This is a genomic window from Mucilaginibacter sp. P19, from assembly GCF_050632265.1.
Lineage (GTDB): Bacteria > Bacteroidota > Bacteroidia > Sphingobacteriales > Sphingobacteriaceae > Mucilaginibacter > Mucilaginibacter gossypii.
This window is the reverse complement of the sequence record NZ_CP192586.1, coordinates 5,783,359-5,796,154: the sequence shown is the minus strand read 5'-3', so window position 1 is coordinate 5,796,154 and position 12,796 is coordinate 5,783,359. Positions and strand designations below refer to the sequence as shown.

Here is a 12,796-nt window from a genome sequence, read left to right as displayed (position 1 = left end):
CATAGGTCTTGCATTTAGCATTGATGTATTGGCCCAACAGGGTTTCCCGTTTGATAATGAGATCAGGGCCTTTAAACATCAGGATAGCCTGAGTTTTCCAAAGCCAGGTGGTATTTTATTTATCGGCAGTTCATCTATCCGTAAGTGGACAGATCTCGAGCAGCGGTATGCCGGCAGGCCTATTATAAGGAGGGGAGTAGGCGGTTGCGAATTATGGCAGATAGCAGATTATTACACGCCTTACATCCTGCTCCCATACAAGCCACGCAAAATTTTTGTTTATGCCGGCGAAAACGATATAGCGGCAGGTAAATCGGCCCAGGCGGTTGCCGCTTCATTTGCAAAGCTGTGGGAACTAATCCATCAGAAATTGCCGGGTGCCGAAGTGTATTTCATGTCGATTAAACCGAGCCCGGTGCGCGCTAAATATTATGATGTGGTTTATGCCGCGAATGAGCTGGTGAAAAGCTATCTGAAAGGTAAACCAAAAAGTTATTATGTCGACCTCGTTCCGGCTACTTACAAGCCGGGTACTACAGCCCCGGATTCAAGTTTGTTTAATAACGATTACCTGCACCTTAATAGCAAAGGTTATGATCAATGGAAAAAGGTACTTGATCCGCTGGTGAAATAAAATAAAAAAAGCCCCGCACCAACGGGGCCTTTACCTACTTACATATTAAACACTAAACTAAAACTTACTTATTTAAAAACGCTGTACACGTTTGTAATTTTCCAGCCGCTGCCGGTGTTGGTAACGGTTACATAGTTGCTGCGGGTAAAAGTGCTGTATTTCATATCAACTTTTACTACGGCAAGGTCATTGTTGCTTTCAACAATTGAAGTGCTGGTAATGCAATCCTGCTCGGTATTTTTATTGGCTTTTAATAAGTCAACTACTTCAGTTTTGGTAAAACTTAATACTTTAGTGCCGCGTAACATGCTGAATTTTGCCGATTGATCTACCACTTCGTTAAAGCCCTGCATTTTGCCGCGGGTCATGGCATCTATATAAGTGTTGATGGCGTAGTTTTTGGTTAAATTATCGCCTTCAATTTTATTTGTTGCTTTTGCTGCAGTGCCTATTACTAATAAGGCTAAGCCAAGCATGATTGATTTTAAGGTTTTCATATTGTTGTTGTTTTTTAGGTTTTTAACTTTTAAATTGTTTTTATACTCATAAGACATTGCTACTATGCATTACGTTACAGCCTCTACAACTAAATATGACGATTTAACAAACATTTAACATTTTCGCATATTTTTTAGTGATGATGATAACAATATGCTATTAAATAATACTTATGGTTGATTTTAATGCCATTATTTTACAGTTTGCCGAACAGGGCGAAAAAACCGGGTGGACCTACATCGAAATTCCCGCCGATGTGGCGCAGGAAATGAAGCCTGGTAATAAAAAATCGTTTCGTGTAAAGGGTAAGCTTGATGAGTTTGAGGTGCGTGGTATGGCCCTGATGCCAATGGGAGAGGGGAATTTTATCATGGCCCTGCGCCGGGAAATCTGTAAAGCAATCCATAAACATCGCGGGGCTATGCTCCGGGTACGGCTTGAACCCGATGATGATTTTAAATACATAGTTCCGGATGACTTGCTGGAGTGCTTTGAATATGAACCTGAAGGCGGCGATTTTTTCAATAGTCTTGCCGAAAGTCACCGGGGGTATTTTATAAAATGGATAGAGAGTGCCAAAACCGAAGCTACCCGCGCTAACCGAATAGCCAGCACTGTTAATGCTATGGTGCGCCGCATGGATTACGGGCAAATGCTGCGGGCCCAAAAAAGCAAGGGAGTAACTGTGTAGTGTATCAGCTGTAATAAATTTGATGATTAACAATTATTAATGGAAATCCCTTCATTTAAACTTAACGGTCGCATCTGGATAGAAATGGACGAGGAAAAAGTACTTGGCCATGGCAGGGTCGAGTTACTTGAGCGGATCCATGCGTCGGGCTCCATCAGGCAGGCCGCGCTGCAAATGAAAATGTCATACAAGCAGGCCTGGGATTTAGTTAACCACATGAACGATGGTTTTAAGCAGCCGCTGGTAATTTCAAAAAGAGGGGGAAAGGGTGGTGGAGTAGCCTTGCTTACACCATTTGGGTTGGAAGTTATTGGGGAGTTTAAAGATCTGCAGCAAAAATTCTCTCAATTTTTAGACAGTAATAGCAAAAAGTAAAAGTTTTTTCTGGGTTTAGTATTGAAAATTAAAAAACGGTATTCGTGGTGGATTGATTTGTCGATCCTATTCTGCATTTTTGCGTTATTTTTTTTAAAATATAACGGGATCGCCATATGATATAAACATTTTGCAGATCTGCATCAATCAAAAAAACTGACATAAGCCATGAAAAAATATACCCTTATATTGCTGCTATTGATAGCCGGTTTAACAACACAGGCGCAAACAAAAGAAGCCGTAGTAAAAATAACCGGAGAAGTAACAAATCCACTAACCATTGGCCCTGCCGAGTTGCAGCAATACAAGCAAACGACAGTTACCCGTAAGGACAAGGACGGAAAAGCCCACATCTATTCGGGCGTAATTGTATCCGAAATACTGACTAAAGCAGGTGTTACCCTGGGCGCCGACTTACATGGTAAAAACCTGGCTAAATATCTTTTAGTTGAAGCCGGTGACGGCTACCAGGTACTTTTTGCCCTTGCCGAGCTGGATAAAGGTTTTACCGACCGCGTGATCATTCTTGCTGATAAAATCGATGGCCAGCCCTTGGCCCCTGCCGATGGGCCGTTCCGCATCATTGTTCAGGATGAAAAGAAACCTGCGCGTTGTATAAAGCACGTTACTGGGATGAAGGTGATGTTTGCGAAATAAATCTTGCGTTGTTAATTCATTCTGTTAGATGGAACATAAAAAAATTAGTGCTGGTTTCCTGAAAACCATTTCATGGTTAAATGAAAATATAATCGATTGGGCAAATGCTGGTCAGCAATATAATATCGATGGGAAACAAACGCAGCTTTACCAATATTCTTATGCTTATAGTTTTGATGGAGCTATAACGTCAGTAGGAGGGGAATATGCCTTTATTTATCAAAAGCTTGGTACAAAAGGCTTATTGCTGAAAAATGGTGATTTGCTAAGAGAAATTAACCGGACATATTATTGTGCGAATGTTTACGAATACCCGGCGGCATTTATAACAATGAATGAAGTGACGTATTTAATTCACTGCCCAGCCGAATATTGCCAGCTCGATTTTGAAAATGTTGAAACCGGTGAAATAGTAACCAATATCTCCGGGCGCAAGCCGGACGATTTCTTTCATTCAAGGCTGGAAGTAAGCCCGTCGGGTAAGTTTTTAATGAGTAAAGGGTGGCATTGGCACCCCTTAGACGATGTTTATATTTTCGATATAGAGGAGTGTATAAAACATCCAATCCTTCTTGATAATTCGAAACTACGTCACTGCTCATCTACGGAACTATGTACTGCAAGTTTTATAGATGACTCCAAGGTACTTATTGGCTCTTCTGATGAATTGATTGACGATGACGATGATCATTTTCCCCCAAAGCATATCGCGATTTGGGATATCAGGACTAATAAGATATCTACACCTGTAAAAGTGGATGGGGAGTTCGGCAATCTATTTGCTATTAGTGATGAATTGGCGTGGGATACATTTGAATATCCAAAGATCATCAATGTCAATACCGGCGAAGTTTTGGAAAAAGCAGAATCGGTTAATAGCGGTAGGCAGCGTTCAAGTATCGTGAACAAAAATGAATTGGCGCAAATTGTATTCAATCGCAAAACTAAACAGCTTGCAATAGCTAACGGTGAAAGTATTGAAATACGTAGCCTATAATAATTATGCAGGAATGTTACAGATAAATTGCTGCTGAATGCTATCTTAGTTCGTTAATTAATTTAAACCTTTCATGATTCCATATAGCCAGGCTGTAGAGCAACTTGAAGAAGAGAAACCTAAAATATACACCCTTAACTCAATCAGGGTAGCAACATTTATATTCGGGCCATTAGCCGCGGGGTATTTGGTATCTCAAAACTACAAAGCGTTTAATGAGAAAGATAAATCAACCACAACCTGGATAATTGCCGTTGTCGCATTGATCGCAATTATTGGCCTGGCTGTTATTACTTCAAGTATAGAGCGGTTTCCAAGGTTTATATTTCCATTGGCTTATGCCTGGGGGACTTTCCTACTTGTACAAAAGTTCCAGGGCGAACAAATGAAGGAACATTTTGCCACCGGAGGTAAAACTTTTACTATATGGCGTGCATTGCTTGCCGGTCTGATTTGTCTAATTGTGACAGTGGCAGCCTTATTTTTGATTCTTTTAGTGATACCTGGCGCTCTTGAAGAATAAAACTCGCCATAGGACGGTCAGCACCAGAGGTGCAAAAGTTGTAGAAAATAAATAACTAAATTGTTAGTGTGTGCCAGAGATACGAGACCTCAACGCCACGCATCGCTGGCACAATTAGTTTATTCCACCTCTTCCATCAGGGTATTGAACATCACAAATTTTTCGTTAAATTTTTCCTGGTGGGTAGCCTGAAATTTGTGCAGGTGGTTCATGTAAAACTGCTGAAAATGCTCAATGCTATCAGCATTGTATTGAATACAGTAGGTAACCCCTTCGTTAGGCGAATCAATAACAGTCAGGATGCGGTACGAGCTGAAATGTCCGGTAGCCATGATAGCCGGGATATGGATGGTTTTGATATAGTTAAGCCATTCGTCATGAATGGTTTCGTCAATTATTATGGTGTCGTTGTATACAATCATGTTGTAAAATTAGTTATTTAAGTTGATTGGGTGAATGGTTGATTTAGTGAGTAGTTGATTAGGTGACTGGTTGGCATATTCAGAACAGCAGCAATTTAGACAACCACTCGCCATTTAACCTAATCAACCACTTACCAACTTTAAGACGCATCCGGTTTATCGCCCCTTAATACTCTGAAACGTTTGCGGGCTTCGTTGATCCAGAGGCTGCCGGGATAATCAGTTATGATTTTTTGGTAGTAGTTCCTGGCAGTGGTTTTATCGTTCAACCTGTTTTCATAAATGTCGCCTAACATAAATACGGCATCATCGGCCCAAAGATCGGCGGGGTGCTCTTCGACAATTTTCTTTAATAAAGGTACCGCTCCGGCATAATCCTTCTGCTGGATCAGGATGCGAGATTTTGACATCATGATATCATCATCTAAAGCATTGTTCGGGAACTTTTTGCCAATACTGTCTAATATCATTACTGCCTTTTCGGGATTTTGAGCAAAAATCTGCAAATCGGCCCGGGCGTACACTTTAAGCGCCGCCCCGCTGCTATCGGCAGCAAGATTATCCTGGATCAGCAACAATAGGTTAAGTGCATCGTTTGCTATTAATTGCGATGTAGCAACTTTCAGCACATCCAACTGTCCCTTTGCCCAGGTGAAATCTCCGGTATAATAAGCCATTTTAGCATTTCTGAATAAAGCATCCTGCCCGACGGCAGTAGCGGGAAATCTTTCTCAACCTGGCTGTAAAGCAGGGTGGCTTCCCAGGGTTGGTTGTTAAGTAGGTAAATATCGCCTAAATCAAGCTTGCAATCGGCTAAAAGGTTTGGCCTGATATCATTTAACCTGGTAGTTTCTTCCAATAATTTTTGGGCGTCCTTAAGTTTGTGAAGCTTAAAAGCTTGCAGATTGGCCAGCTTCTGCATGGCAAAGGCGGTACTGCTGTTACGGCCAAATTCGGTGAGCAAGTCGTTATAGTCTTTTTCAAGTCCAAGCAAATCTTCGGGCAGGTATTTGCCCGATGTTACTTTCAGGTTTTTGGTGTTGATCAACTCAATCTTTGAGGGGATGTATAGTGACGATGTTTTCCCTTTGCTGATAATGTATTCATATCCGCGAATGGCTTCGTCATAAGCTTCATTGGCAATGAAGGTACGGCAGAGGTCATAGATGCTGTTACCATCGTCATTTTGTCTGCGGCTCAGGGCCAGTGCCTGGTTAAGGGCCAGATCAAATTCCTTTTGCTGCAGGTACTGCCAGGTAAGCAGATCGGCATAAATGGTTTGCTGCGGATCTTTCTGAATGCGTCTCAGTAAAGCTGTTTTAAGCATATCATAATCAGCGCTACCCTCGTATACATTTGAAAAAGCATTTTCGGCCTGGTTTATAAAATTGGGGTTTTGAGGTAAAAAGTTCAGGTATTCGTCGGTGAGGGATATTTTGTCGCGCTTAAAACGGTAAAGGTTAATAAGCTCATAAGTAAACATGTTATCATTTTTAAGCAGTTTCCGTCCTTGCTGAAAAATTTTGATTGCATAATCAATATTAGCGCTTTGGTAAAACTGGGATGCCAGGGCAGCTATTTCACCCTGGTCGGCCGGGAGGCTTTTGATCAGGTCGTCATAAATAGCGTCAGCTTTGGCCATATTGCCCCCCTGTGTATAAATATTACCCAGCATTATAGCATACTGGTGGTCATCAGGATGGCGGCGGATCAGTTTTTTGGTGATGCTTTCGGCTTCATCAAATTTTTTAAGGTTGAGCAGTGTATTTATGTATACACTGTAATAGTTCTCGTTGTTTTGCTTGTATAACTTTTGATAAATTTCGAGTGCTTTTTGCGGTTCGCCGTTAGCATTGTATTGCCTGGCCAGCAGCAGTTCATTGTCCTGTGCAAGCAGCCTGCCGCTAAAGCAAAAAGCAAGAATAATAACAATATATAAAGCCCTCATCTGTTCAAAAATAATCAATTAATAGGATTGCTTAAGCCGGTTTGCCATATTATTTATATAACGGTATATAAGGGTAAAATTGTAGTGACATCTTGATAACATCGAACTTATTTATCTAATTTGAGTACGTGAATAAAATGGGGTATTTGTAGCTATGTTGAGCCGGGTCAGATTTTTTCTTATTGTGAGTTGCATTATCGTCTTCTTTTCCTGCAACAGGAGTAAAGTAAGGCAGATACCTATTATTGACTTTTTTAAAACACCCGAAAGGAGCTTTTACCGAATTTCGCCCGATGGTAAATATGTATCATACCTTAAGCCATTTAAAGATAAGCAAAACATATTTATACAGTCATTAGCCGATGGTAAGGAACGAATGGTTACTCAATTTGAGGACTATTCAATCAGAGGTGATTATTTTTGGACATACAATAACCAGCTTGTTTTTTCGCAGGATCTTATCGCTACCGATTCAGTTAAAATGTATGCTTTTGATGTGGCTACCAATAAAAGCCGGATTATATTATCATTCGGTAATGTGAGGATTGGCCTGGTTAACCGTAACCGGCAGCAGCCAGATATCATCACTATTAAGACCAATGAGCGAGATCCCGGCAATTTTGACGTTTATCGCCTTAATGTGAAAACCGGCGAAATGAAGACTTACCTGCTTAATCCGGGGAATATTACTGAATGGTTTGCAGATGCCGACGGCAGGATCAGGCTTGAAAGGGCATCAGACGGGGTTAACGAAACCATCTTATTCCGCCCCGATGAGGATAAGCCCTTTAAGCCTATAATCGAAAATAATTTTAAGAATGCAGTAAGACCTATAGCATTTACAGGTATAAAAAATTATTTCTATGCGCTATCAAACGTAAACCGCGATAAGATGGCCCTGGTTGAGATTAATGCGGAAGATGGTAAAGAAGAGCGGACAATTTTTAGCTGCAGCAAAGCGGATATCACCAGTTTCGAATATTCAAAAAATAAACACCGGATAGAGTTTACCGGCTGGGACGAATCAATGCCGCGTAAGCATTTTCTTGCACCTGATGTTGAGCAGATGTACCAAACCATTCAGCAACAGCTTAAGGGTAATGAGATCAGGGTGGTTGACCGCGACAGCTCTGAGAATAAATTTATCCTCAACACTTATACCGACCGTAATCCCGGTTCATACTATCTTTTTGAAAAAAACAGTGGTAAGTTAACCAAGCTAAGCGATATCAACTCAAGCCTTGTACCTGCCGAATCATGCGCCATGAAACCTATATCATACCATGCGCGCGATGGCTTGCTGATTAATGGTTATTTAACCTTACCAAGGGGCGATAAAAATGAAAACTACCCTGTAGTAGTTATGCCGCACGATGGTCCATGGGGGCGTGATACCTGGGGATATGATGACCAGGTGCAGTTTTTAGCCAATCGTGGGTATGCCGTGTTCCAGGTTAATTACCGCGGATCAACAGGCTATGGCAAGGCCTTCCGAAGTGCGGGATATAAACAGGTAGGCGGCAAAATTCAGGATGATATTACCGATGGGGTACACTGGCTTATTGATACTAAAGTTGCAAACCCTAAAAAGATTGCCATTTTTGGCGGGCGTTTTGGCGGTTTTTCAGCGCTTTATGGTGTGTCTTTTCATCCCGAGTTATATAGTTGTGCGGTGGTACAATACGGCCTCATTAACTTTTTTACCTATATCAAGGATGCGCCGCCGTTTGTTAAGCCTTATTTAAAAATGACTTACGAAATGGTTGGCAACCCCGAAACTGACGCAGATCAGTTGAGGGCTATATCGCCTGTTTTTCATACCGACAAAATTAAGGTACCTTTAATCATATTCCAGGGTGCCAAAGATCAGCGGGCTAATATCAGCGAGCTTAACCAGTTTGTACGCGAGCTGCGTAAACGTAACGTTGATGTGAAATATTTTTTAAAACCCAATGAACGTGCATATTTCAGGAGCGAACATAACCGTATGGAAATGTATGCCGAAATAGAGAAGTTTTTGGATAAGAATATGCGGGTTAAACCATAAGCCGACATGGCATTACAGAAAAACGCTTACCGGCAAAACTTTACGCTGATCACCATTTTCCTGGTGTTCATTTCCATAACTTTCGTGGTAGCCCTGTTTATATCTTATAACCTCACCGCAAAGTATGTTGAAAATGAGTTTTCCTCAAAAAAGGTTGAGGTACTGGAACAAACCATTAAACCGTATTATGAGTTTTTTCAGAATAAAATCCCTGAAATAACCTCCTATCAGGGTTTTCTTGATTCGGCATCGGCAGGTAAATATGCGGCCTCTGTTTTTCATGATTATAATTTTGTGCGCCGGGTTATCTTTTATGATGCCCTCATTGGCGGCAAAACTACGATGACCGTACGTAAAAATAATTTGAACATAGCTGCTAAGGCGGTTTATCAGTATTGGCACGTTAATGACAAGGTGTACGGGGCCGAGCAACGGAGAACAGTCAATGAAGATGATTTCAGAGAGATGGCTATTAAATTAAGTAATTATATTGCCTTTTCAGATACATCACGAGTATCAAGTCAGGATGAACTTTTTAAAGCATTTTGGGATGTGAAACCCGACAAGATCAGTTATACCAATGTTCTCAGGCGCGAGGATGTACGTATTTATCGTGACATGCAAATGCTCGGTAACAGCAAAGGGGCTTCATACAAGCAAAACATGATGACCTTTTACCTCGACCCGTATCTGATCAAGGTGAAAAATACGCATCCCGAGCTGTACGAAAATGTATCCATTCAACCCGTAGTATATGACCCTATTGACAGTGAGGGCGATAAACTGATAACCGAGGTGTCATTACCAGTGGCTTTTTCTGATTATAAGCTGTTCTTTAGTTCGGCACAGGGTTATTTAACAGCCGAAATTAACCGCCGCTTTATGCCTATCGGAGCTATTGTATTATTAATGACCCTGTTTTTAATGCTGATAGGCTGGCTTATATACCGTAATCTGAATGTGAACATGAAACTGTTCAAGCTTCAGTATGATTTTATCAACAACTTTACCCACGAGTTTAAAACACCGGTAAGCGTAATCAAAATAGCCGGTTCAAATTTGCGTGGCGATGGCGAACTTACCGAAAGGCAGCGCCGTCATTATGGCAAAATATTGGATGAGGAAGCTGATAAGCTCAACGAGCTCATGAACAAGCTGCTTTCCTTTACGCAGATTGAAAATAAATCCATTACTTTAAAAGAGGAAGAGATTGATATAGAGAATTTTATTAGCCGGTATATTGATACCTTTAAAATAAAGTACGCTGATTTTAATATTAAATTTAAAATCAACAGGGTTGAAACTTTTTATACTGATCCTGTATTATTAGGGAGTGTTTTTCAAAACCTTATCGAAAATGCATACAAGTATTCGCACCCTCAGCAAAAGGAGTTGTTCATCAATATTTCACAGGAAAAGCGCAATATTGTTTTTTCGTTTGCAGACAAGGGGATAGGGATACCAAAAAATGAACTGAATAACGTTTTTAAGAAGTTTTACAGAATAGAAAACCAATACAATCAAAACGGGAGCGTTGGCCTGGGTTTGGCATTTTGTAAAGAACTGGTTAATTTTATGAACGGCGAAATAACCGTTTACAGTAAGGTTAACGAAGGTTCGGAATTTATAGTTACGCTTCCATACGAAAATTAAGATATGAACAAAGAAATTAAAATTGCGCTGGTTGAAGATGACGAGAACCTGCGTTTCCTGGTTTCAGAGCGTTTGCAATCAGAGGGGTACAAGGTACTGGAAGCCGGTAATGGCAATGAAGCCGAAACCATGATATTGGCTGAGCAGCCTGATATTGTACTGTTAGACTGGATGCTGCCCGGCAAACCGGGCTCGGAGGTTTGCGGTAATATCCGCGAAAAAGGGTTCGATAAACTCATCATCATGATGACCGCTAAAGCCCAGGATGTTGACAAGATAGAAGCCTATAACTTTGGGGTATCTGACTATATCACCAAACCATATAACATGGACGTATTGGTGGCGCTGATTGAGAACAAAATCAAGTTTTCTCTTAACAGCGAAAAACCCGAATCGTACCGTTTTGCCAACATGGAACACCTGCCTAACACGCACCTCCTCATCCGCGATGGCCGTAAGATAGAGCTAACTATCCTCGAAAACAGGATCCTGCTTTATTTCCTCAAAAACAAAAACAAGGTTATCAACCGCGAAGAATTAATGATGGAAGTTTGGGGCTACAACGCCGATGTAAATACCCGCACCCTTGATATGCACATCGTTCGCCTGCGTAAAAAGATTGAAACCAATGCCGATTCGCCGCAATACTTACAAACTGTAAGGGGGATAGGGTATAAGTTTGTTTATAATCAGTAGTTTCAATTAAAATATGTCATTGCGAGCGAAGCGTGGCAATCTCGTAGCTATACAGGTCGAACATGCATTGGCCACGGGATTGCCGCGTCGCCCCCGGCACTTTAGCCCATGCCGCTCCTCGCAATGACATGTTTAAGATAATTTTCTATACACCCTCGCCACAATAAAATCTCCAAAAAAGGTTTTATTATCAATTACGCTATACCCGGCAGTGCTAAAACGCTTTTCAATAGCCGGGAGCTTGCTGGCTTCTATCCCGCAAAGCAACCTGAAAAAAATGAACATGCTTCTGAGCATTACATTCTGCCACCATTGGCCGGTTAGTTGAAAGTCGACGTTAAGCCACAATCCTTCTGGTTTGAGCAGGTTATGTAAATGGTTAAAAACGTTGTCTACCGTTTTATCCACAAAGTTATCGAACAGGAAGGGCGTGATAACCACATCAAAGCCGGCAGTAAGTTCAACGTTTTCAACAGCATCGTTAACAAAGGCAACTGTGTTTTGGCCGGTTTGCCTTTTTTGCGAGAGCTCAGTCATATTAGCCGAAATTTCCACATAGGTAATATCTAAACCCGAAGGATGTATTTTGGTGAGTTCTTCCAATATCCAGCCTGTTCCGCCACCTGCGATGAGGATTTTACTTTTTGGTGGAATAAAGCCTAATAAATAAACCTGCGCGTTTATCAAAGCTTTGCCGTAAACTATTCTTGAAAGCCGATCATAAAACCATGCCGAGTTGTTATAATTGGCCGCCATGCTTTAACGAAAAAAGTATTTGAGGGCGTTAAAGGCTACTACAATAACATACTGTAAAATCAGCACCCCATCCATATAAAAAAAGTAATAGTACTCGTTTTTTTCCCAGGCCGATCTGAAGATGAGCCATCCGGTGAGGAACATGGTAAGTGTGAGTGCAAAGAAATCAAGGCTAAAGCCATTTTGCCTGAACAGGAACATAAGTACAATGTAGCCAGTGAGCAATACCTGGCAAAACAGATAAGCACTTTTTTCACCCCAAACTACCGGGATGGTCTTAAGGCCCACTTTACGGTCGTCGAAAAGGTCCCTGATATCGAAAGGTATTGTAAGCGCACCTATAAATAAAAAGCGTTTGGCTATGAGTATAGTAGTATCGCGCATGCTGATATCGGTTAGGTGATTATGCATTGATTCCAATACCGGGAACAGTACACAGCTCATTGTCCATACTAGGGTTATTAAAAACGGTTTTAAACCGGGGATATTTCTTAAACCAAATTTATGATCGCCTACACTAAACAAGGGTAAACCGTAGCCAAATGATAAAACACTGAGAAATATGAGCAGGATCTTTGATTCGGTAGTGATGATAAAGAAAAGCGGGACCAACGATAGTAGCGACACGATGGTAAATGTTACCATAAGCCGATAATGTGCAAAAAACCAGCGTACCCTTTTATAAGGCGACCGTTGTGGTTTAGTTGGACGGGTGATGAGGATACAAAAATTGTAAATGCCCAGGGTTGATGTAAATAACAGGCCTAACACAGGGAATACAGGTTTTGATCCTATTAAATGAAATGTAAGTAAAGCCTGTGCTACAGCACAAAGCGACATGAAAATATTACTGAAGAGCAGAAAATCTAATACAGATTGTAGTAATTTCTTCATCGGTA

General features: G+C 41.1%; 15 protein-coding genes. 9 read left to right on the top strand and 6 right to left on the bottom strand.

What is annotated here, in order from left to right:
• Positions 1-28 precede the first annotated feature (28 nt).
• A complete protein-coding gene (locus tag ACQ86K_RS28450; protein ID WP_431199188.1) occupies positions 29-634 on the top strand; it encodes a GDSL-type esterase/lipase family protein in 606 nt (201 codons plus the stop codon).
• Between the two features lie 68 nt (positions 635-702).
• Here ACQ86K_RS28450 and ACQ86K_RS28445 read toward each other — a convergent pair whose 3' ends face one another.
• The gene (locus ACQ86K_RS28445) at positions 703-1,131 is read right to left on the bottom strand and encodes a nuclear transport factor 2 family protein (RefSeq protein WP_167516316.1); all 429 of its coding nucleotides are present in this window, start codon (positions 1,129-1,131) and stop codon (positions 703-705) included.
• Between the two features lie 173 nt (positions 1,132-1,304).
• On the opposite strand from ACQ86K_RS28445, the gene ACQ86K_RS28440 reads away from it, so the two are divergent.
• The 5 genes from ACQ86K_RS28440 to ACQ86K_RS28420 all read left to right on the top strand — a co-directional run bounded on the left by ACQ86K_RS28440 (position 1,305) and on the right by ACQ86K_RS28420 (position 4,375).
• Positions 1,305-1,823, top strand: a complete 519-nt coding sequence (locus ACQ86K_RS28440) for a YdeI/OmpD-associated family protein (RefSeq protein ID WP_431199187.1) — start codon at positions 1,305-1,307, stop codon at positions 1,821-1,823.
• 39 nt (positions 1,824-1,862) lie between these two features.
• The gene (locus ACQ86K_RS28435) at positions 1,863-2,198 is read left to right on the top strand and encodes a winged helix-turn-helix domain-containing protein (protein ID WP_091171675.1); all 336 of its coding nucleotides are present in this window, start codon (positions 1,863-1,865) and stop codon (positions 2,196-2,198) included.
• A gap of 168 nt (positions 2,199-2,366) precedes the next feature.
• Positions 2,367-2,855, top strand: a complete 489-nt coding sequence (locus tag ACQ86K_RS28430; protein ID WP_091171677.1) for a molybdopterin-dependent oxidoreductase — start codon at positions 2,367-2,369, stop codon at positions 2,853-2,855.
• 28 nt (positions 2,856-2,883) lie between these two features.
• Positions 2,884-3,852 (top strand): hypothetical protein, encoded by a 969-nt coding sequence (locus tag ACQ86K_RS28425; protein WP_091171679.1) that lies wholly within the window; start codon positions 2,884-2,886, stop codon positions 3,850-3,852.
• A gap of 73 nt (positions 3,853-3,925) precedes the next feature.
• Positions 3,926-4,375, top strand: coding sequence for a hypothetical protein (locus ACQ86K_RS28420; protein ID WP_091171681.1), 450 nt, complete (start codon positions 3,926-3,928; stop codon positions 4,373-4,375).
• A gap of 119 nt (positions 4,376-4,494) precedes the next feature.
• Here ACQ86K_RS28420 and ACQ86K_RS28415 read toward each other — a convergent pair whose 3' ends face one another.
• The 3 genes from ACQ86K_RS28415 to ACQ86K_RS28405 form a co-directional block, all read right to left on the bottom strand.
• Positions 4,495-4,797, bottom strand: coding sequence for a DUF4286 family protein (locus ACQ86K_RS28415; RefSeq protein ID WP_090530427.1), 303 nt, complete (start codon positions 4,795-4,797; stop codon positions 4,495-4,497).
• Positions 4,798-4,937: 140 nt separating this feature from the next.
• Positions 4,938-5,474 (bottom strand): tetratricopeptide repeat protein, encoded by a 537-nt coding sequence (locus ACQ86K_RS28410; RefSeq protein ID WP_431199186.1) that lies wholly within the window; start codon positions 5,472-5,474, stop codon positions 4,938-4,940.
• Positions 5,420-6,745 (bottom strand): tetratricopeptide repeat protein, encoded by a 1,326-nt coding sequence (locus ACQ86K_RS28405; protein WP_431199185.1) that lies wholly within the window; start codon positions 6,743-6,745, stop codon positions 5,420-5,422. Before ACQ86K_RS28405 ends, ACQ86K_RS28410 begins: the two co-directional genes overlap by 55 nt.
• Positions 6,746-6,929: 184 nt before the next feature.
• Here ACQ86K_RS28405 and ACQ86K_RS28400 point away from each other — a divergent pair, with 184 nt between their 5' ends.
• The 3 genes from ACQ86K_RS28400 to ACQ86K_RS28390 are packed head-to-tail and all read left to right on the top strand — an operon-like array spanning position 6,930 to position 11,141.
• On the top strand, positions 6,930-8,792 hold the full coding sequence (locus ACQ86K_RS28400; RefSeq protein WP_431199184.1) for a prolyl oligopeptidase family serine peptidase: 1,863 nt from the start codon (positions 6,930-6,932) through the stop codon (positions 8,790-8,792).
• A 6-nt stretch (positions 8,793-8,798) separates the two neighbouring features.
• Positions 8,799-10,445, top strand: a complete 1,647-nt coding sequence (locus ACQ86K_RS28395; RefSeq protein ID WP_091171688.1) for a sensor histidine kinase — start codon at positions 8,799-8,801, stop codon at positions 10,443-10,445.
• A 3-nt stretch (positions 10,446-10,448) separates the two neighbouring features.
• Entirely contained in the window at positions 10,449-11,141 is a 693-nt protein-coding gene (locus ACQ86K_RS28390; RefSeq protein WP_090530416.1) for a response regulator transcription factor, read from the top strand.
• Positions 11,142-11,273: 132 nt separating this feature from the next.
• On the opposite strand, the gene ACQ86K_RS28385 is transcribed toward ACQ86K_RS28390, so the two are convergent.
• Together ACQ86K_RS28385 and ACQ86K_RS28380 are read right to left on the bottom strand one after the other, a co-directional pair.
• On the bottom strand, positions 11,274-11,897 hold the full coding sequence (locus ACQ86K_RS28385; RefSeq protein ID WP_091171690.1) for a class I SAM-dependent methyltransferase: 624 nt from the start codon (positions 11,895-11,897) through the stop codon (positions 11,274-11,276).
• Positions 11,898-11,900: 3 nt separating this feature from the next.
• The gene (locus tag ACQ86K_RS28380; RefSeq protein ID WP_256337491.1) at positions 11,901-12,791 is read right to left on the bottom strand and encodes a hypothetical protein; all 891 of its coding nucleotides are present in this window, start codon (positions 12,789-12,791) and stop codon (positions 11,901-11,903) included.
• Positions 12,792-12,796: the final 5 nt, after the last annotated feature.

What these genes read in the sequence shown, in the direction of transcription:
- ACQ86K_RS28405 (WP_431199185.1), bottom strand. Translation starts at nt 6,745, where the DNA reads ATGAGGGCTTTATATATTGTTATTATTCTTGCTTTTTGCTTTAGCGGC.
- ACQ86K_RS28385 (WP_091171690.1), bottom strand. Translation starts at nt 11,897, where the DNA reads ATGGCGGCCAATTATAACAACTCGGCATGGTTTTATGATCGGCTTTCA.
- ACQ86K_RS28390 (WP_090530416.1), top strand. Translation starts at nt 10,449, where the DNA reads ATGAACAAAGAAATTAAAATTGCGCTGGTTGAAGATGACGAGAACCTG.
- ACQ86K_RS28395 (WP_091171688.1), top strand. Translation starts at nt 8,799, where the DNA reads ATGGCATTACAGAAAAACGCTTACCGGCAAAACTTTACGCTGATCACC.
- ACQ86K_RS28410 (WP_431199186.1), bottom strand. Translation starts at nt 5,474, where the DNA reads ATGGCTTATTATACCGGAGATTTCACCTGGGCAAAGGGACAGTTGGAT.
- ACQ86K_RS28430 (WP_091171677.1), top strand. Translation starts at nt 2,367, where the DNA reads ATGAAAAAATATACCCTTATATTGCTGCTATTGATAGCCGGTTTAACA.
- ACQ86K_RS28435 (WP_091171675.1), top strand. Translation starts at nt 1,863, where the DNA reads ATGGAAATCCCTTCATTTAAACTTAACGGTCGCATCTGGATAGAAATG.
- ACQ86K_RS28380 (WP_256337491.1), bottom strand. Translation starts at nt 12,791, where the DNA reads ATGAAGAAATTACTACAATCTGTATTAGATTTTCTGCTCTTCAGTAAT.
- ACQ86K_RS28420 (WP_091171681.1), top strand. Translation starts at nt 3,926, where the DNA reads ATGATTCCATATAGCCAGGCTGTAGAGCAACTTGAAGAAGAGAAACCT.
- ACQ86K_RS28415 (WP_090530427.1), bottom strand. Translation starts at nt 4,797, where the DNA reads ATGATTGTATACAACGACACCATAATAATTGACGAAACCATTCATGAC.
- ACQ86K_RS28445 (WP_167516316.1), bottom strand. Translation starts at nt 1,131, where the DNA reads ATGAAAACCTTAAAATCAATCATGCTTGGCTTAGCCTTATTAGTAATA.
- ACQ86K_RS28440 (WP_431199187.1), top strand. Translation starts at nt 1,305, where the DNA reads ATGGTTGATTTTAATGCCATTATTTTACAGTTTGCCGAACAGGGCGAA.
- ACQ86K_RS28425 (WP_091171679.1), top strand. Translation starts at nt 2,884, where the DNA reads ATGGAACATAAAAAAATTAGTGCTGGTTTCCTGAAAACCATTTCATGG.